This is a genomic window from Acinetobacter wanghuae, from assembly GCF_009557235.1.
In the GTDB taxonomy this organism is placed as follows: domain Bacteria; phylum Pseudomonadota; class Gammaproteobacteria; order Pseudomonadales; family Moraxellaceae; genus Acinetobacter; species Acinetobacter wanghuae.
Window position 1 is genome coordinate 1,677,550 of record NZ_CP045650.1, and the last position, 20,956, is coordinate 1,698,505.

The window sequence follows — 20,956 nt, forward strand, 5'->3', positions numbered from 1 at the left end:
AAAGTTGCTTTAAAATGACCTAATCTGCTACCTATTTGCTACCTAGAAAATGAGTGTCACCACTTTTAAATTTACCACAGCACGATTAACTCAATGTTCATGTCCTGTTGGAAAGAGCTATTTCATTTATTGGGATGAGTTGGTCAAAGGTTTAGGACTAAAAACTTACCCGACATCTAAGAAGATGTTTATTTACCAATCTCGCCTTGGTGGTAAGGTTTTAAAAATCTCTATTGGCGTTTTTCCTAACTACTCTATTGATCAAGCTAGGCAAATGGCCAAAGAATACGATGTGATGATTCTACAGGGTATCGATCCAAGATTAGAAAAAAAGCGTCTCATCGAAAAAAATGAAGAGGAAATTAAAAACTATAAGCGTCAAAAATTACTTTTCCGAGACGTATGGGATGACTATTTAAATGCTAACAAAGAGCGTTGGAGAGATCGCACATATCAGGATCATGTACGCTTAGCTTCAGGTAATAATGAAATTTTCAAAGGTAAGCATAGAACACTTTCTAAGCCGCAACCGATATATGCTCTTCTAGATATTCCCTTAAATGAATTAAGTAGTAACGTGCTCTCTACATGGTTGAATCAGGAAAATCTTGAAAGACCAACCTCTGCAGCTTTGTCGTTTCGTTTAGTCAGAGCTTGCCTGAATTGGGCTGATGAACAAAGCATGTATACCGGTTTACTTCCAGATAGATCCATTCATTCGAAGAAAGTGAAGCAGGCCGTAACGCCGACTAAAGCAAAGAAAGACTGTCTGCAAAAAGAACAACTTGCTTCCTTTTTCAAGGCTGTCATTGAGCTGCCTAACCCTTATATTTCAGCTTATTTACTTGTGACTCTGATTACTGGCGCACGACGAAACGAAATTGCCACGCTCAAATGGCAAGATGTAGACCTAAAATGGAATACCTTACACATCAGCGATAAGATTGATGATGATGGTCGCATCATTCCCTTAACGCCTTTCGTCAAACAACTGATTCTAAATTTAGAAAGACATAATGAGTATGTATTTTACTCTGAGAAATCATCAATAGGTTATATCGTTGAACCTACTAAAAGCTTAAAAATTGCTGCATCAAATGCAGAGATTGATGACATTACCATTCATGGGCTACGGCGTTCATTCAAAACGCTATCAGAGTGGGTATCACTACCAAGTGGGATCGTTGCTCAAATTGCAGGTCATAAGCCTAGTGGCACAGAGGAAAAGCACTATACGGTTCGACCTATAGACTTGCTGAGAAAGTGGCACATCGAGTATGAAGAATGGATTTTAAAACAAGCCCATATAAAATTAGAATTATAGCTCTACCCTTTCCGCTCGAATGCAAGGCTAAATTTTCAATCAAACCAATAAAAAATTTGTTAGCTTTTTAAGCTGCCTATTCGGCAGTGAACAGCGGTATATCGTTTACAGATTCGTTTTGAATTTTCTCAGCTGCCTACATGGCAGTGAACCATAGAACGTTGGGTTCGACGCATTAACTACATTTCTAAGCTGCCTATATGGCAGTGAGCATCGGTAAATTTCTTGCTAAAAATGCTGCAATTTTCTAAGCTGCCTATATGGCAGTGAGCATCGGTAAATTTCTTGCTAAAAATGCTGCAATTTTCTAAGCTGCCTATATGGCAGTGAACAAAGAATTAAAAAAGGGTCGTCCTGTATTCACTTTCTAAGCTGCCTATATGGCAGTGAACGCAGTAGCAGAATCTTTAAGCCGAATAACAACATTTCTAAGCTGCCTATATGGCAGTGAACCAAAAACCCCTAGCCCCACATTATTAAAAATATTTCTAAGCTGCCTATATGGCAGTGAACATTGCATGCGATTTTCTAAAGAAAATATCCACTTTCTAAGCTGCCTATATGGCAGTGAACAACAAGACAGGTGAAGCGCGATTTATTAAGAATTTTCTAAGCTGCCTATATGGCAGTGAACTTTTTAATTAAGTAAATTTGGCTCATAGAATCTTTCTAAGTTGCCTATATGGCAGTGAACAGACATCCTCAGCGGACATCCCTTCGTATTTATTTTCTAAGCTGCCTATATGGCAGTGAACTCATCAACAAGCACGACACGTAGCTTTGTGATTTTCTAAGCTGCCTATATGGCAGTGAACCGGATCAACTGATTCAGCGCGTCAAAGATTTATTTCTAAGCTGCCTATATGGCAGTGAACCTTATACAGCACTCTTGGTATACATAGACAATTTTCTAAGCTGCCTATATGGCAGTGAACGTTGTTAATGCCAAAAATAGAGCCAAAGTCACTTTCTAAGCTGCCTATATGGCAGTGAACAGTCCATTGATTCTTGTGCTGTCCAAAGATTTTTTCTAAGCTGCCTATATGGCAGTGAACCTAGGGCAAGGTATTAATAACGAACCGCTGTTTTTCTAAGCTGCCTATATGGCAGTGAACCTGCAACGTACTTAATCGCGGGCTTTCGTCTCTTTCTAAGCTGCCTATATGGCAGTGAACAGGTGGGGTTTATGATTGATGAAGATTATCAGTTTCTAAGCTGCCTATATGGCAGTGAACAACCACGCTGAACGCATGTTTGATATGTATAATTTCTAAGCTGCCTATATGGCAGTGAACCATTATGGGTATTCATAAGCTTTTAGATGATTTTTCTAAGCTGCCTATATGGCAGTGAACCCAAGGCTGACAAACAAGGGTGGTGGAAACATTTTCTAAGCTGCCTATATGGCAGTGAACTCGATCATCCCAGTCATTCGTTAATTCTATCGTTTCTAAGCTGCCTATATGGCAGTGAACTACTTTGTAGGTTTCTTATCTTTCCCTTGAAATTTCTAAGCTGCCTATATGGCAGTGAACTTGTGTGTCTGATTTTCCGACAGCATCTTAGCTTTCTAAGCTGCCTATATGGCAGTGAACGGCGTGATGTTTAAAACACCACCCTCAACTTTTTTCTAAGCTGCCTATATGGCAGTGAACTTTGATGCATTTACGTTTAAAGAAATTGTTAATTTCTAAGCTGCCTATATGGCAGTGAACTAACAATCCGAACTTGTGAACCACTTCTAATATTTCTAAGCTGCCTATATGGCAGTGAACCATCAACATAGTAGCAAAACAACCCACGCACATTTCTAAGCTGCCTATATGGCAGTGAACACATCACTGATTCAAGCTTACACCCAAATTTATTTCTAAGCTGCCTATATGGCAGTGAACTAAAATTAAAATCATCAGTACCTTTTGAAATATTTCTAAGCTGCCTATATGGCAGTGAACGTTCCGTATTTTTATCGTCACGTAGATCTTCATTTCTAAGCTGCCTACATGGCAGTGAACGAATCAACAATGATTGAACAGATTGATGCGATTTTCTAAGCTGCCTACATGGCAGTGAACACCATGAAGCGAAAAGCTACCAACTTATAAAATTTCTAAGCTGCCTACATGGCAGTGAACACACCACAGACACCTTGTAAACGTCTTTGGTTTTTCTAAGCTGCCTACATGGCAGTGAACATTCTGTGATTGGGCTGCAATTGTCTGTGATTTTTCTAAGCTGCCTACATGGCAGTGAACGTGCTGCGTGGTGAAGAATTCAACTCCGTCATTTTCTAAGCTGCCTACATGGCAGTGAACTCATAACCATTTTTTGGTTGTCGAGCTTCCGATTTCTAAGCTGCCTACATGGCAGTGAACGGATTGAATGACACCACGCGAGCGGGCAATGATTTCTAAGCTGCCTACATGGCAGTGAACATTTCTCATTGTTATCTCCAGTGATCGTTACATTTCTAAGCTGCCTACATGGCAGTGAACTTTGGCTTCTCGGAGAGTCCACGTCTTCTAATTTTCTAAGCTGCCTACATGGCAGTGAACGTTCCGTATTTTTATCGTCACGTAGATCTTCATTTCTAAGCTGCCTACATGGCAGTGAACTCTTTCCAAAAGATCAAGAACTCATTGCATAATTTCTAAGCTGCCTACATGGCAGTGAACTTAGGGGGTAAATAATATGTATTTTTCAGATTTTTCTAAGCTGCCTACATGGCAGTGAACTGGAAAGTGGCATATTTCCTTTTAAGCATTCATTTCTAAGCTGCCTACATGGCAGTGAACGTAAACCATACGAAATTGAACGTGCAGGCACATTTCTAAGCTGCCTACATGGCAGTGAACCCTCGACGCTCTTAACGTCTGGCGATTCATCATTTCTAAGCTGCCTACATGGCAGTGAACTGTTTGATCCATCCTCAAGCGTTGCCTTGACTTTTCTAAGCTGCCTACATGGCAGTGAACCCGTGTGCTATGAAGTCGATGAGCCACAGCCTTTTCTAAGCTGCCTACATGGCAGTGAACAAGTTATCGTTTATCTACCCCGTCCTTCCCCAATTTCTAAGCTGCCTACATGGCAGTGAACTTATACGATGCCTAAGGCTGATAAACAGGGATTTTCTAAGCTGCCTACATGGCAGTGAACCAAGAAGGATTTAAAAAAGCAAAAGTAAAGAATTTCTAAGCTGCCTACATGGCAGTGAACATTTTTAATAGCGGCTTTTTATCGGTTACATATTTCTAAGCTGCCTACATGGCAGTGAACACAAGCTCATCAGTTACCCGATGATTGTACTTTTTCTAAGCTGCCTACATGGCAGTGAACCAGTGATGTACACCAAATCGGCAGTGCATTTCTTTCTAAGCTGCCTACATGGCAGTGAACTTATACGATGCCTAAGGCTGATAAACAGGGATTTTCTAAGCTGCCTACATGGCAGTGAACGAACAACTGGCTTTTTCCACCCGTTTTCCTTGTTTCTAAGCTGCCTACATGGCAGTGAACTATTTGTTGTAATCTTGGGTATTGGAGCATCATTTCTAAGCTGCCTACATGGCAGTGAACCAAAAAACCATTAATGAAATTCGTCGTGAAGATTTCTAAGCTGCCTACATGGCAGTGAACGGCATACAGTCTTTTTTTAAGGATGACCGCATTTTCTAAGCTGCCTACATGGCAGTGAACTTTTAGCAATATCAGCGCTTGAAGTTGCGGACTTTCTAAGCTGCCTACATGGCAGTGAACTAGCAGGGGATAGATTGAATCCATACATACCTTTTCTAAGCTGCCTACATGGCAGTGAACGTTGTATAAGACTCTTTGCCAGATCGGGTGTATTTCTAAGCTGCCTACATGGCAGTGAACATACGATCGTTTAGGATCTTGACGCGATGCAATTTCTAAGCTGCCTACATGGCAGTGAACGGGAGTCTTAGAAATGCGTGTTCTCTTTACTTTTTCTAAGCTGCCTACATGGCAGTGAACGGGAGTCTTAGAAATGCGTGTTCTCTTTACTTTTTCTAAGCTGCCTACATGGCAGTGAACAGCAATACATTGATTTTCTTATCCTTGCCTGTTTTCTAAGCTGCCTACATGGCAGTGAACATATCCATTTTGTCTTTATAAGAATCAGTAATATTTCTAAGCTGCCTACATGGCAGTGAACCAGCTCAGGCGCGCCGTAGCTCAGGTGTAAGCTTTCTAAGCTGCCTACATGGCAGTGAACAACAACCAAGCAATCCCGATAGGGTTGCGTATTTTCTAAGCTGCCTACATGGCAGTGAACAGCACGTTACCAATGCCGCCAAGCCCAGCTTTGTTTCTAAGCTGCCTACATGGCAGTGAACTGCGCATCGCATTAGAACGTGGATATATCGGATTTCTAAGCTGCCTACATGGCAGTGAACATCTACTATGTACGTTGGCGCCAGTTCAAGAATTTCTAAGCTGCCTACATGGCAGTGAACCAGACGCACTACAAGCTCAGTGACTTAAGAACTTTCTAAGCTGCCTACATGGCAGTGAACAAAGTACCGCCTTGCTGTTGACTCTCGTCTTGTTTCTAAGCTGCCTACATGGCAGTGAACTTTCGGCAATACACTTCTCGCGGACTTGGGGATTTCTAAGCTGCCTACATGGCAGTGAACTTGTTGACTGTCCTGTACAGATGTTTTCTTATTTTCTAAGATGCCTACATGGCAGTGAACGGTTCGGTCTAACTGCTTCTGTATCCGATGTGTTTCTAAGCTGCCTACATGGCAGTGAACATGACACGGTATTATTATTTGGATTTATTAGCTTTCTAAGCTGCCTACATGGCAGTGAACAACCATCCCTTCATGCAGAACTTCAAGCCAAATTTCTAAGCTGCCTACATGGCAGTGAACATTTTGAGCGGTTAACGGCTATCAAGTAATATTTTCTAAGCTGCCTACATGGCAGTGAACAAGACGGTTTAAACTGCTATAACTGGACCGTTTTTCTAAGCTGCCTACATGGCAGTGAACTTATATCTAAGCAACACAATTGTTTAGCTATATTTCTAAGCTGCCTACATGGCAGTGAACCATTCATGCTTCCAAACGACCTAATTGATAAATTTCTAAGCTGCCTACATGGCAGTGAACACTGAGGAGGAGGCAACGACCGACCGAAAGGATTTCTAAGCTGCCTACATGGCAGTGAACAGTTAATAGACATATTTTCAGAAGATTGGAAATTTCTAAGCTGCCTACATGGCAGTGAACTGCATGGGGGCGCAATGAAAGATTTAATAACATTTCTAAGCTGCCTACATGGCAGTGAACCAAACCATCGACAATAAGCTCTCTGTTGTTATTTTCTAAGCTGCCTACATGGCAGTGAACTATGTTTTTACCTAAAAAGCTAAATTCAACACTTTCTAAGCTGCCTACATGGCAGTGAACCACCTTTGTGCGCATTCATCCACACATGAAGCTTTCTAAGCTGCCTACATGGCAGTGAACCAGCTCAATGGCAGCCCTGAAGCGATCGATACTTTCTAAGCTGCCTACATGGCAGTGAACCAAAACGCATTATTGAACTTCATCACTTGCTTTTTCTAAGCTGCCTACATGGCAGTGAACCTATAACGTCTGCAGGGTTGGCATCCGGTTTATTTCTAAGCTGCCTACATGGCAGTGAACGAGAAATCCTGAACGATGCATACGCTGTACGTTTTCTAAGCTGCCTACATGGCAGTGAACGAGTGGCTACTTTATCAGATTTGTAATTTTGTTTTCTAAGCTGCCTACATGGCAGTGAACCATAAACCTGTTCGCCCTTTTTATCTTTAACATTTCTAAGCTGCCTACATGGCAGTGAACTTAAATAAAAATGGCAGAACTACGTATTTTTTTTTCTAAGCTGCCTACATGGCAGTGAACCCAAAGCCAGCTCAAGACGTACCGCACCCAATTTTCTAAGCTGCCTACATGGCAGTGAACAGGTATAGTCGTACATTCGACCGAATCAGCTATTTCTAAGCTGCCTACATGGCAGTGAACATAAAATATCAATAATTGTTACGGGTGTTACGTTTCTAAGCTGCCTACATGGCAGTGAACACGGCATGATAAAATCTAAAAATTGCTTCATTTTTCTAAGCTGCCTACATGGCAGTGAACAACCAAATCAAAAATTAGGTGATGACCTAAAATTTCTAAGCTGCCTACATGGCAGTGAACTGAACCACACTGATTGGACCTTAAATTTATTTTTTCTAAGCTGCCTACATGGCAGTGAACCAACACCTGCGTCAATTTTTCGTGCTTTATCATTTCTAAGCTGCCTACATGGCAGTGAACTTTTCCACTTCAAGCGAAGCCATGTAGCAAGATTTCTAAGCTGCCTACATGGCAGTGAACAAGCATATAAGCGCTGCCATATTTCAAACGGTTTTCTAAGCTGCCTACATGGCAGTGAACTAAAGAGAAGATTGAGCACACAGGCGCAGATGTTTCTAAGCTGCCTACATGGCAGTGAACGCGTGCTTGATAGTTTAAAGGAGGTGTCGTGATTTTCTAAGCTGCCTACATGGCAGTGAACAAAATGGCATTGAGCTTGCCCGTGACTACCTATTTCTAAGCTGCCTACATGGCAGTGAACATAAAAAACACTTGGCCCGTTTACGTGCGCATTTTCTAAGCTGCCTACATGGCAGTGAACACTAAAGCTGCTGTAAATCTTGGGCTTAGTTGGTTTCTAAGCTGCCTACATGGCAGTGAACGATTATGAATATCAACCAAGGCAACAACCTTTTTTCTAAGCTGCCTACATGGCAGTGAACTTTTACCAGCAGGATTTACACATTTTCCTGACTTTCTAAGCTGCCTACATGGCAGTGAACAATTACTTTAGTGGGTGCAAAAACGACTGATTTTTCTAAGCTGCCTACATGGCAGTGAACAGACGCGGAATTAGAAGATGCTTTTTCTAATTTTTCTAAGCTGCCTACATGGCAGTGAACAGCTTGTGCTTGTTCAAGTGCTGCATGCCTGCTTTCTAAGCTGCCTACATGGCAGTGAACAGATAGCGAAATCTCATATTTCGGCACAGCTTTTTCTAAGCTGCCTACATGGCAGTGAACTTCCAAAGGAAGGAACATGGCTGCTCGATGGTTTTCTAAGCTGCCTACATGGCAGTGAACATAATTTTAACATTGGTACGGGGATTGCTTCGTTTCTAAGCTGCCTACATGGCAGTGAACCTGCTATGGCATCCTCTGCTGTGATGAAGCTTTTTCTAAGCTGCCTACATGGCAGTGAACAAGGAAAACGGGTGGAAAAAGCCAGTTGTTCATTTCTAAGCTGCCTACATGGCAGTGAACAATCAAACATCGATATTATCCTTTAAAATGGTTTTCTAAGCTGCCTACATGGCAGTGAACACCGTCCTGCTTGATCGACTAGGTGGCAACAATTTCTAAGCTGCCTACATGGCAGTGAACTCGCCCGCGCAGAAGCCATCGACGAAATGACATTTCTAAGCTGCCTACATGGCAGTGAACGCGAAAGGCTGATCCCTTCGCGTGAAATGATTTTTCTAAGCTGCCTACATGGCAGTGAACGCTGTATCACTAAATCCGCTCCAAATATCCTTTTTCTAAGCTGCCTACATGGCAGTGAACTCTCATGCGTTAGTTTGATTTCTCAAGATATTTTTTCTAAGCTGCCTACATGGCAGTGAACTCTACAACAGCGAACTGACCAAAATATTCTTTTTTCTAAGCTGCCTACATGGCAGTGAACCCTTAATGCGTATTCGCGTCTCTACGTTGTCATTTCTAAGCTGCCTACATGGCAGTGAACATTGGATCGTGTTCGTTCTCTTATCCGTGACTTTTTCTAAGCTGCCTACATGGCAGTGAACAAGATGTTTTGAGATATAGAAGCGAAGTTCTATTTCTAAGCTGCCTACATGGCAGTGAACCGGTTTGTGTTCCCAATGTCGGTGATCTTGAATTTCTAAGCTGCCTACATGGCAGTGAACTGTCTTTCACATTTTAAAGTTGGGATTTTGTCTTTCTAAGCTGCCTACATGGCAGTGAACAAAAATTAGTCAATGTGGGTGGTGCTGCTTCATTTCTAAGCTGCCTACATGGCAGTGAACTGAACTCATACACACACAACGTGCTATCAAGTTTTCTAAGCTGCCTACATGGCAGTGAACGTAGTTCAAATGTGAGTGGTGTGAAAGCACCGTTTCTAAGCTGCCTACATGGCAGTGAACTCGTGTACGATCTCTTCGTCGTAAGTAACGATTTTCTAAGCTGCCTACATGGCAGTGAACTCATTTCCACACAAGCAATTGAACTCTATAAATTTCTAAGCTGCCTACATGGCAGTGAACAGTTGCCCTTCGGATTCACGCAACACAGGAATTTTCTAAGCTGCCTACATGGCAGTGAACATTGCAGATATTTTAGATCTGCCTTTGCCGGCTTTCTAAGCTGCCTACATGGCAGTGAACCAATGAAAGAGCTTGTCGCAGCGATTGCTTCGTTTCTAAGCTGCCTACATGGCAGTGAACACGTCAGCACGGATTTTTTGATAACGGGCCAATTTCTAAGCTGCCTACATGGCAGTGAACAAGACTTTTGCCCGAACCAGGTGTTGCAGATATTTCTAAGCTGCCTACATGGCAGTGAACTGGAAAAAGAAAACGCCATGTCCCGCTTGTGGTTTTCTAAGCTGCCTACATGGCAGTGAACCAGAAACCCAAGAACATCAAGACGATGTTGAATTTCTAAGCTGCCTACATGGCAGTGAACTTCTTGAATGCGTTCCATTTCTGCATGTCTGCTTTCTAAGCTGCCTACATGGCAGTGAACCCAGACTACACAATCAAGCCGTATGATCGAACTTTCTAAGCTGCCTACATGGCAGTGAACGAGAAGCGGTTTGAGAATTATCAAGTTGATTATTTCTAAGCTGCCTACATGGCAGTGAACAAAAAGGTCAGTTGGCTGATCTTGCGGAAAGTTTTCTAAGCTGCCTACATGGCAGTGAACCGTCACGAATATCTAAACCATATTCCATTGTATTTCTAAGCTGCCTACATGGCAGTGAACAGAATGCCTTCTTCATATAAACGCGCCCATACATTTCTAAGCTGCCTACATGGCAGTGAACACAAGTCCGTACTTTGCCTAAAAATTGCGATTTTTCTAAGCTGCCTACATGGCAGTGAACGAGTGATTGTTTGCCCCACATCTTTACCACTCTTTCTAAGCTGCCTACATGGCAGTGAACCTCTTTACACTCATGTTGTTAAAACTGCTCAATTTCTAAGCTGCCTACATGGCAGTGAACTGTATTGACAGCTCGGAAAGACGGCATGTTCATTTCTAAGCTGCCTACATGGCAGTGAACAATTTACCGTTGAAGAGGTCTGCCGTTATTACTTTCTAAGCTGCCTACATGGCAGTGAACGCAACGTTGGCATCTGGCACAATCACACCACCTTTCTAAGCTGCCTACATGGCAGTGAACTGTATTGACAGCTCGGAAAGACGGCATGTTCATTTCTAAGCTGCCTACATGGCAGTGAACGAATTACAGAAGCGGATTGATGATGCTTTAGATTTCTAAGCTGCCTACATGGCAGTGAACAATATCAAGTTCGTGCTTTTGAAGTTACTCACTTTCTAAGCTGCCTACATGGCAGTGAACCTAGAATGTCCGGAGTGATTAAACTCTCCAGTTTTCTAAGCTGCCTACATGGCAGTGAACATTCGTTCAATTCGCAGACATAACAAAAATGTTTTCTAAGCTGCCTACATGGCAGTGAACCTTTCAGTGCTGCATTAATTGTCATTGGCGTTTTTCTAAGCTGCCTACATGGCAGTGAACCAAAAGCAACCTGTTTCAGATGCTGAAATGGATTTCTAAGCTGCCTACATGGCAGTGAACATTAAATAATTCAGGTTCTTCAATTTTCTTCTTTTCTAAGCTGCCTACATGGCAGTGAACTGTGATTTTAATGCAAAAAATAAAGCTATAACAGTGATTTAACCCTTAAATCTTTTACAAGACCCAAGTTTTAAACCACTATCATAACCTATTGATTTTATTAAGCTGTTAAAGAGTATAAAAATGTTGGGTTAAAATTCAGGTATAGAAGATACCGAACTTAATCCATAAGTACTAAAAACCTGAGTTCCAGATTTTTCAGCAGGTTGCTTTTCTATAAATAATTTAAACCTTTTTTCACTTTGCTGATCTGAAGTGCTTAGACTTTTCATTTCGACATAAGGCAAATTCGTTATGGTGACTACAATATTATATCGTGCTAATGCTTCATCAAAGCCAATATCGCCACGCTTTACACGATGACGTGCCAAACGCTGGGCATTGGTTTTGACTTGTTTTCGCTTATAAATTGCATAACCCTTGATATCACTAGGTACTTCACGGATAGAGGTAATATGTACATAATCTTCTAAACGCTCCAACCAACGTCGAATATCCAATTTTTTTAAATCATCTTCAGATTGTGCAAATAAACGCAGTTTTCTTCCTAAATTGATCTTTGCTTTTTGGTTATCTACTTTTTCCTCAAAAATATATTGGGGAAAAGAAACACCTATGCTCACCTTATCTGATTCATCTTTTATTTCAGCCAATGCGATATGCAGTTGTGTATAGAGCTTAGACCAAATGAAATAAGGGGAAATTTCAGCTTGATCAATCAAGGTAATTTCCTGATAAAATTTCATAATTAATCCTTAGAGCTTTGACCAAAGACACCACCACGCACAAGCACAGCCATTACATAATGTTCTTGCTCTGTATTTTCCAAGCTTTCGCCTAAAGCATATTTATCAAATAAGCTAAAAAAGTCTTGTTTAGCTTTTGGTGTACGATAGGCTTTACCTAAATTAGTAACAGCACCATAAGGTTCAATTGCAATGGCTGATTTTTGCTCTTCAAACTCTGGATACCACGTATCAATGGTACGTAATGCATTACCTATTTTTTGAGAATGCATAGCAGCGACGCTATTCACTTGATAGAGGATTTTACTCTTATCTCCCTTACCCTTATCCAAAACCAGTTCTTCACTTGGGTAAACTTCTTGAGCTTTACCGACTAAAGCATAGGCTTCAACTTTGATTAATAAGTAAGGTAGTTCACCTTTAAAAGCTTGTGCAATTTGATCTGCAAGATTCTGCACCTTAGCATCTACGCTATCAAAATCATGTAATTTATAATCAAAGGCATTAAACGTAACAGATTCTTGATCATTCACCGTCACGACGACTTCAATTTTTTCTGCACCAACACGGTTACGCCATAAAAAGCGGGCATTGGCAATATTTAAAGCATAGCGTTTAGCTAACTCAGCAAAACCATGAGTTTGAATATAGTTTTTTGCTACTTCTTTGTATGAATTTAGAAATGTTTCATTATTACATGCTGAAGGTTGTTCAATACCACCTAAAACTTTTAACGTGAATGCAACTTTTAATGTATCTTGATGCTCTGCTAATGCACATGCATCAACAATTTGAAGATTAGCATTTTCCACTTTCGCATCTAATTTTAATGGATCAGCATCAGCAGCCTTTAAACGGTTTGAGATTGTGCCACGCACTGACTTTTCAATCAGCTTTAAAGCCGATTGTTCTGTACGATTTTCCCATGTTGTCCCATAAAAATAACCATCTGATGGAACAAGTTTTTTTTCAAATGCAAGAACGCTTGCAACTGCTTTTTCATTTTTAGCCATGAGTATTTTTCCTTTTATAAAGTTTCAATTAATGTATATTTTGGTTTTGACACAGATATAAGTTATTTTCTAAATCAACATGGTATTGCCATAAAAGCTGGTCAATACTTTCAATCCGATATGGCATCACAAATTCACCTAGGGTCAGCACACTTTCTGCAAAACGGTGTGGTGTATTGACATCCCGTTGGTTTTTTGCTTTTCCAAGTTCAGAAATCCCCTGAAAACCCACTGCAATAGGAACAAGCCAGCCTTGTGCTTTACGTTTTGATATCCAAGCCACTTTTCCATCTTCATCTTGAGTTGAACTATGTGTGACTTTGAGATAATCCAAGACGCTATCTAAAGCATCTTTGCCCTCTTGCATGCTTTGCATCACTAAATCACGACGCTCAATCAGCACATGCCCAAGCATCAACTTATTTAAAATTGGACGTAGTTGCTGTGACTGATCTTCATCATCATCAAAATTTAAGATTGTGCATGGCTTTGCTGAAAGAACATCACCACTCGCAAATTTCATACTTGCCACAATGCCCTTAACAAGGTCTAAAAGTTGATCTCTCTGTCTTTTAGATGAACTTTCAATTTCAACCAATAAAGATACTTCTAAATGACAACGTGCTTCTTCAATAAAAGCTGGTCGATTACCATCTTTATCTAAAGGATTAGCCGTACCAACGATTGAATGTACAAAATCGCCACGCCCCTTATAGGTTTGCAAATTAAAATCATGGCAACTTACAGCCACTTTATTCAAGTGAAGATCACAGCCTTGTTGCTTAAGTTTACGTTGGAGTGCATGAACTGCACCCAACCATGCGGTCATTGCAGGAAAACCAATCGTATAAGGACTGCTCATCGCATTGGCATTATGAAGTTTAAGATGCGGAATGAGTAAAAAATGGCGCATTAGAAAAACTCCTTGGCTTGTCGTAATGATTCTTCAACGCGCTGTTTCACGTCATTGATTTCAGCGGTTCCTAGCATTTCGGATTCACTAATGACTTTTTCATAACTACGTAAAATCCAACGAGCAATGTCTTCACTTAATTCATGACGCCATTCACTGTCATTTTCACGTTCTTCTATGTACATTGAATCAAGCCAAATACGCTGTAATTTAGGTAAACTTGCATAATATTCTTGTTGTGACCAACCTTCAGGATAAGATTCTCGAATTTTTAGCCCCTGCAATATGACTTGATCAATCACAAATTGCAGGATGTTTCGAATTGCAGTTCTTATATCAGTATTATTTAAATCTAACTGCATAAATTTATGCAATTGCACAAAACTGTCCTGATAATTCTTTCTATACAAACATTGCGTAAAAAAATCATTTCTTGGCAATCGTACTTTACGTTTTTCTAAAGTAGGCGGACAACTTGAAAGTAAATAAGCCCGACCAGCATTTTGACTATTTAATACACTGACATTTTGCGGTTGTGTGCCACCATAAGCAGTGACTGTTAAATCAAAAATATCAGCATAACCTATTTCATCATGCTCATTTTTTTTACGCTTCTCTTTCGCTTCTTTAGTAGCTTCTGAAAAACGTAATTGATCAATCGCTTGTTTCAAGCGTGTGATTAAACCTGAAGGTGTCAAAATAGAAAGTAAGTGATATTCAGTATCTTCTATTGGAAAATATACTTGTTTGACCAAGTGATCTGTTTTGCTCGAAGCATCATCATTTTTAATCACTAAAAAAGCTTGTTTTAAACTTGCAAAATCCAATGAAGATTTTTCAATCAGACTTTTTAAATCCTCATCATCATTTTCAAAACCAGTTAAAACTGTGTAGTCTTCTGCTAAATTCACGGATAAAAACTTATAAACATCCATTGCAGCTGCATTACCAAATACATCTAATGGGTAATGCACGTTACCACTGCGCAAATACCCATCTTGTGCAGATTTAACCTGAGCAATTACACTCGATGTTTTAGCACTTGGATGACTAAATTTACTCGGATGACTCACCATCGAGAGCTGAGATACACGTTTAGCTGCATCAGGCAGCCATTCCTTCAAACTAAATCTATCATCAGCTTGTTGATTTAATTCTGCTACTTCTACGTCATTCGCAGCTTTTTTTACACGATCTTTTAACCAAAGTTCTTTTCTTTCATTTAAAAATGTCTGGATATTTTGTATCATTTCAACCTCCCTTTATTTTGAATGTTGAACCACTAAACCAAATTGGTCTGAATACATCAGTGTTTTATTCTCATCATATTGTGGCAACATGATTTCACCATAACGTTTTGATAATTTTTCTATTTCATCTTCAATATGCTGATTTTCTGAAACTTTCTCAATAGCCATACGACATAAAATGTCGCCATAGTTTCGATTAAGCCATAAACGCTGCTGCTCTAAAGCCTTCAGTTCAGGATATTGAATTTTGTAAAAACCATTACGATCAATATAGTTTCCAAAATCATCTTTTTCAGAAAACACAAGCTTATTATCCTTCCAAACAGCAAAGAGCTGAATATTCGCTGAGCTTTGTCTAAAAGGTGTAAAACGCTGTGGTAAAGCTGTTAAAAACCAATACTGCGTCAACCAAGCATTTAATGGCTTTGCTCCAACCTGCTTATAATTGGTGAGACTATGTGCTAAAACAGCATGTTCTAAATCAGCCAATTTTTCAGTAGCTTTTAAAGGGACATTGGCTTGAATTCGTGGAATCGCATTAATTCCAGCCTCTTCCTGCAAATCAATTAAGTCAGATAAGTTTTTGGTCTTTAATTTGAACTTATCATTATTAAGTTCAAAACCAGGCTTTTCAAAAGCCACTTTCGCACCACGAAGCCCTTTTAAATTGTATTGCAACAACCCAATATTCGGCTGTTCTATATCTTTTTCTAAACTACGATGACGTAAAACCCGCCCTGCCAACTGAATAATTGAACGATAAGAAGAAGGTTCAACAATTGCCCAATCAAAATCGTGATCACGCCCGACTTCTTCCACAGGTGTTGCCACAAGAATAAAAATCACATGCTCGCTATCACTACAATCCAAATGCTGACGAATAACATCATTTGAAAATGCAATAGGTTGTTCATTTTGTTTTTCTTTACGCTTAAGCACAGCATCCAAATGGCGTTCTTGCTCACTACGGAGCAATAAAACCTGCCGACTGTGATATGCCATCGCACGTGGGGCAATATTTTGTGACCACTCAGCATTGAGTAAATATTGTGTGAGTGCAACACAAGGTGGAATATTGGCAACGCGTACCACTCCAAATGACACTTTTTTCCCTGTTTTCTCATCAATGGTATGATGGTGATGATGCAATTTTTCTATATGCTGACGAATACGATCAAAATATTGTTGTTGCAGACTTTCCTCAAGTTGCTTCTGTTCTTTCGGTACCACTAAATCATTGCATTCAATGATATAAGCTTTATGTTTAATCACTTGTTCTGCTAAAGCTTTTGACCGAATTTCAACAAAGGCTTCATGACCGTTTTTATACTGCTGAATCGTGGTGTCTGATGTTAAATCAATACATTGTGTTTTTGACTTAAACTCATCTACCCACATGCCGACTGTTTGAACTTGTTTGAGCTTTTTAAAAGCACAATATAATCGCCATCCTTGCTGATATACATTGAAAAAACCTTCTGCCAACGCTGGTGGAATCGTTGCCGATGAGATCATCACCTTACGACCTAACATGGCAGTAAGATGAATTAAACGAGCAATTGCAATTAAATCCTGTCCATTAAAGTCATCTACTTCATCAATCACTAAATCTGAAGAAGACAGACGTAAACTTGGCAAAATATACTTTCCACCACGTTTGGTTTCAGTTGCCGACATGATGTGATCAATCGTACAGGCTAAAACCGGCTTATATAAAAAGGCTTTATTACGTTCGGCTTGAGCTTGTGGAAATAGAACATTCATAAAATCAGCTTGAGGCATTTCTGCATAATCAAGCTCATTGTCTAAAAGCTGTTCTAAAGATTCCGAACCGATTTCATCCAATGTATTCTCATCTTGATTATTCTGTTTGTGATGCTGTTGCTGATGTAATTCTTGTACGGCTTTCGAACCAATTAATACTGCGAGTTCATCATTACTTAGACCAATATCTTTACGATATGAATCTCCAGTTTGTAAAGTTAAAGTCCGTAGTCCCAATGCCAACACATAACGTAGAGATTGCCCATCTTTAGATAAGGCTTGCATAATTTTGGCATTAGCAATGGTTTTACCTTTGCCTGTACTTGCCATATTGACAATAAACCAGCCCTGCTCGATGTCATCGTCATGCTTTTGTCGAAATTGTTTGATCTCTTTAACGGCATGATCTTGCCATTCAAAACCTTGTGGGCTTTTCTTTTTCAGCTTATGAATATCATAGGCAGGCTCCATTTCATCAGCCAAACGACTTAAAGACTGTGCAACACGCATCGCATTTTTACTGACATGTACTAAATGCTCATCTAAAAATTGCTTCGGCTGTTTGGTTTTATGATCAGTATTAGCAATTAAGCTCAAATTGGTTTTCCACGTTTTATCCGCATTACAAGATGAATAATAATGATCACCTAACATCAAACATAAACGTGCATGGTGTAAAACTACACGCCAACTGCCATCTTTTAAGACCTGTGCAATATTTTCTTGCTCTTGTAACAAACGCCTAGACCATTTTTGAATTTCTTTTGTCCATGATTGAGCTTGGCTTAATAAACCTTGTGGAAATTCAAAACACTGTTTTAGGCGTTGCTGATATTCTTTTTCATCAAATTTGTTTTGATAACCCCATTCAGCTTGAATATAAGAAAATAATGAAGAGAAACTTTTTACATCTTCATCTATAAAATCTTCTAAATAATCTTTTGACTTTGTATTTTCATCTTTAGATTTTAATGTGGGTAATCGATGGTGTGACACAATTAACCATGCCACCAACTGAGCTAAAGGTGGTAAATGATCCAAAGCTTTTGTTTTGTCTAAATTCTTTAGGACCGTTGCTTTAAGTTTGTCTTCATCCCATGATTGATGAATGAATAAATTCAACCATGCCTCATCATTTTTTGGATTTTCTGAAGAATGTACTAAGGCATTGAGCAATAAACAGGATACCCATTCATGGCGTAATGGATCACCCTTTACACCCTGTTTATTCTTTAGTTGCAGTTTTTCTTGAAATAAAACTGTGGCTTTTCCCCAATCATGTAATAGGGCTGAAATAGCCACTAATGCTTTAATAAGAGGTAAATAATGCCAATCATTTTCCCATTTATTTTGATCTAAATTTTTCTGTGTCGTATTAACTGGCACCACACCCTCGCTGTTAAATTTATTCCGATTCCCCACAATCCACAGCAACTCACTTCTACGCCGTCCCCGAATCCAATGACAGCTCACCGCTGTACTCTTGGTCACCGTTTTACGTAATAATTTTTTTACCGCTATTAAACCATCTTCAGTAATAATCGTTTGCCATGTGTTATCCCCAATCCGATCAGCAAAAGCATCCAAGACTCGACGTGTTCTAGGAATAGCTTTCTTTTCACATTGACTAATAAAGGTCACAATCATAATGCTTACTCCTCCACATCATGATCTTTACAAGCTTGTGTTTTGACTTGATCAAACATAAAGTCCAAACACTTATGCTCAGTAAATTTCTGCAAGATCTGCTGACGGAATTCTTGTTCAGTCATTTTCTCTTTGGCACAAATAAAGGCATACGGTAAAACCACTGCATCTTTAATTAGATCAGCAACATCAAAGACCAAAGCACCTCGACGGGTTTTACCATGCATTACTGCAAAACCATGGGGAATACCCAAAACCCAAAGTGTCGTAGCTGCTAATCCATACGCTAAATAATTACCATGATTCAAAAAATCATTGGCTAAGTCTCCTTGCTCAGGGTTACGACTAAAATTTTTAAGTCCAGTCCGAGTCGCTGCAATTTTATAAAGCAGTTTCGTTGTGGCAGCTTCAGCCAACAATAAATCACCGACCCTACTTTGCAATGGAACTTTTGCACTATAGCCATTGAGCGCTTGTTGAATATCTAAATCATCAAGATAAAAACCATAGTCTTTTAAATCTCGGTCTTTAGACCAAATTTTTCTTATAAATTCAACTCGTGCCAGTTGAAATTGTTTAGCTACATCTAGACGTTTAGCTTCATTAAACCAAAACTGCATCCAACCTTGCATATATTCAGTCGGACGGTATTCACTTTGTGGTGTCATCCACTCAATTTCACATCCCATAAATAAAGGTGTTCCACCACCACCCGTAAAACCAACGAGTACTCCAGCACTGGCCAACATTCGCATGGCAGCTTGAGTAATGGATGTCCCTGTTCCAAGCATAAGAACTGTGGTATTGGCTATCGGGATATTCCAATACTGATTTTCATTTTTAGCTTCTGTTAAATACAAAACACGCCCATCTTTTTGCATCACCCGGCAATGCTCAAGATAGTAAAGATTTGCACGCTTAGAATGTAAAATCGCCTTTAAATCTGAAGGATTTAGCTGTTCCATTTTATTGATCTAATTATCTTTTAAAGTAATGTATACAATACAATTTAAGCAATCTAGTCTTTTTTAATTTTAGTGACAAGTGTGCTTATAATTATTATAAAATACGGAGTTCGAAATTCGCTATATATGTAATGATCCACAAAATATAGGTCAAAGCTTTAAGTTTATTATCAATTTAACCAGCACACAAAAGTCATAATTTTATTCCTTTTATTTAATGGTTCCTAATCATAATTTTAATTAACCCGAATCCTGTTTAAGCCGATGACTCCATAATTTGAATTGTTGGCTTATTTTTATGGATCAATTGATATGCACACAAGGACGCGTAAATCCCTCCTAGAAATCCATGAACACTACGTGCTTTGCTTGTCACTAAATTGTACTGACCTTTCAACAAACTGAATAAAGTCTCTATCTTATTACGCTGTTTTAAGTGATATTTATCTGACTCAGAAAGTTGTGTAGCCTGCATATTTTTTCGATGATAGGTAATTAAATCAATGCCTTGCTCTTTTAATCTAATCTTCAGTTCTTGACTAATATAGCCACGATCTCCATACAGCTTTGCTTCCATCTCTTTAACGAGTCTCTCAACCATTTTTATGTCAGCAACATGTCCATTCGATAAAGCAGAACAAGCAATTTCACCAAATTGGTTCATTGCAATGTGCAATTTACAGCCATAAAACCAGCCCATTGAACTTTTACCACGAGATGTAATTTTAGCTAAAGATTTATGGCGTTGAATACGTTGATTTTTACAAACTGGCAAAGTCGTTGAATCAATCCATAAATATTGTGTACCTTGGTCTTTCATCAGCACCACATGTAAAGCGTGTAGAGCCAATTGGTGCATATTGATCAGATGAATCATCCTTTGATAGCAAGGCAAATACTTAAATAAATGGTTTTTATCTTCTTTTAACCAAATGAAAAATGCTTTGAAATTATTGAAATGAGAACATTTGTACCAGATCGCGATAAAACAGATTTCTGAAATGGTTAAATGAGCAGTTCTGATTCTTAAGGAACGATTACTTTGCTTAAGAAAATTCCAATAGGTTGCTTCAAATTTGAGAAAGAAATCATCAATTAAGCAGAATAATTCGGTACTATTAAACATCGGGACTAGAGTTGTGAGTTTTGTGTGGTAACTCAACTGATGGCTCTAGTCCTTCTATTTTTCAAGTTAATTTCTTATCCGCGATTCAGGTTAATTAATGTATTTTTAGTTCTACTTTAAGCAACATATCGATAACTACTTAAGTAACACTGTCACAACTGAAGGCTATAACCTCCCTGTGTTTTAAAGTAGATTTCTGATCTA

Annotated in this window: 8 protein-coding genes and 1 CRISPR repeat array; of the genes, 1 reads left to right on the forward strand and 7 read right to left on the reverse strand. The window is 39.3% G+C overall.

The window, feature by feature from the left end; all coding sequences use genetic code 11:
- Nucleotides 1-49: 49 nt before the first annotated feature.
- Nucleotides 50-1,324, forward strand: coding sequence for a tyrosine-type recombinase/integrase (locus tag GFH30_RS07945; RefSeq protein ID WP_153371721.1), 1,275 nt, complete (start codon nt 50-52; stop codon nt 1,322-1,324).
- A gap of 64 nt (nt 1,325-1,388) precedes the next feature.
- A CRISPR array of direct repeats spans nt 1,389-11,328; the repeat unit is 28 nt; unit sequence TTTCTAAGCTGCCTACATGGCAGTGAAC.
- Between the two features lie 131 nt (nt 11,329-11,459).
- On the opposite strand, the gene cas6f is transcribed toward GFH30_RS07945, so the two are convergent.
- The 7 genes from cas6f to GFH30_RS07980 all read right to left on the reverse strand — a co-directional run bounded on the left by cas6f (nt 11,460) and on the right by GFH30_RS07980 (nt 20,752).
- Nucleotides 11,460-12,074: a type I-F CRISPR-associated endoribonuclease Cas6/Csy4 gene (gene cas6f, locus GFH30_RS07950; protein WP_153371722.1), complete on the reverse strand. Its 615-nt coding sequence runs from the start codon at nt 12,072-12,074 to the stop codon at nt 11,460-11,462.
- Nucleotides 12,075-12,076: 2 nt separating this feature from the next.
- The gene (gene csy3, locus GFH30_RS07955; protein WP_153371723.1) at nt 12,077-13,087 is read right to left on the reverse strand and encodes a type I-F CRISPR-associated protein Csy3; all 1,011 of its coding nucleotides are present in this window, start codon (nt 13,085-13,087) and stop codon (nt 12,077-12,079) included.
- A gap of 28 nt (nt 13,088-13,115) precedes the next feature.
- Nucleotides 13,116-14,000 (reverse strand): type I-F CRISPR-associated protein Csy2, encoded by an 885-nt coding sequence (gene csy2, locus GFH30_RS07960; protein ID WP_153371724.1) that lies wholly within the window; start codon nt 13,998-14,000, stop codon nt 13,116-13,118.
- A complete protein-coding gene (gene csy1, locus GFH30_RS07965; protein WP_153371725.1) occupies nt 14,000-15,250 on the reverse strand; it encodes a type I-F CRISPR-associated protein Csy1 in 1,251 nt (416 codons plus the stop codon). Before csy1 ends, csy2 begins: the two co-directional genes overlap by 1 nt.
- A gap of 12 nt (nt 15,251-15,262) precedes the next feature.
- Complete coding sequence (gene cas3f, locus GFH30_RS07970) at nt 15,263-18,661, reverse strand: type I-F CRISPR-associated helicase Cas3f (RefSeq protein WP_153371726.1); 3,399 nt, start codon at nt 18,659-18,661, stop codon at nt 15,263-15,265.
- Between the two features lie 5 nt (nt 18,662-18,666).
- A complete protein-coding gene (gene cas1f / locus GFH30_RS07975) occupies nt 18,667-19,626 on the reverse strand; it encodes a type I-F CRISPR-associated endonuclease Cas1f (RefSeq protein WP_153371727.1) in 960 nt (319 codons plus the stop codon).
- A gap of 256 nt (nt 19,627-19,882) precedes the next feature.
- Entirely contained in the window at nt 19,883-20,752 is an 870-nt protein-coding gene (locus GFH30_RS07980; protein ID WP_153371728.1) for an IS982 family transposase, read from the reverse strand.
- Between the last annotated feature and the right edge of the window lie 204 nt (nt 20,753-20,956).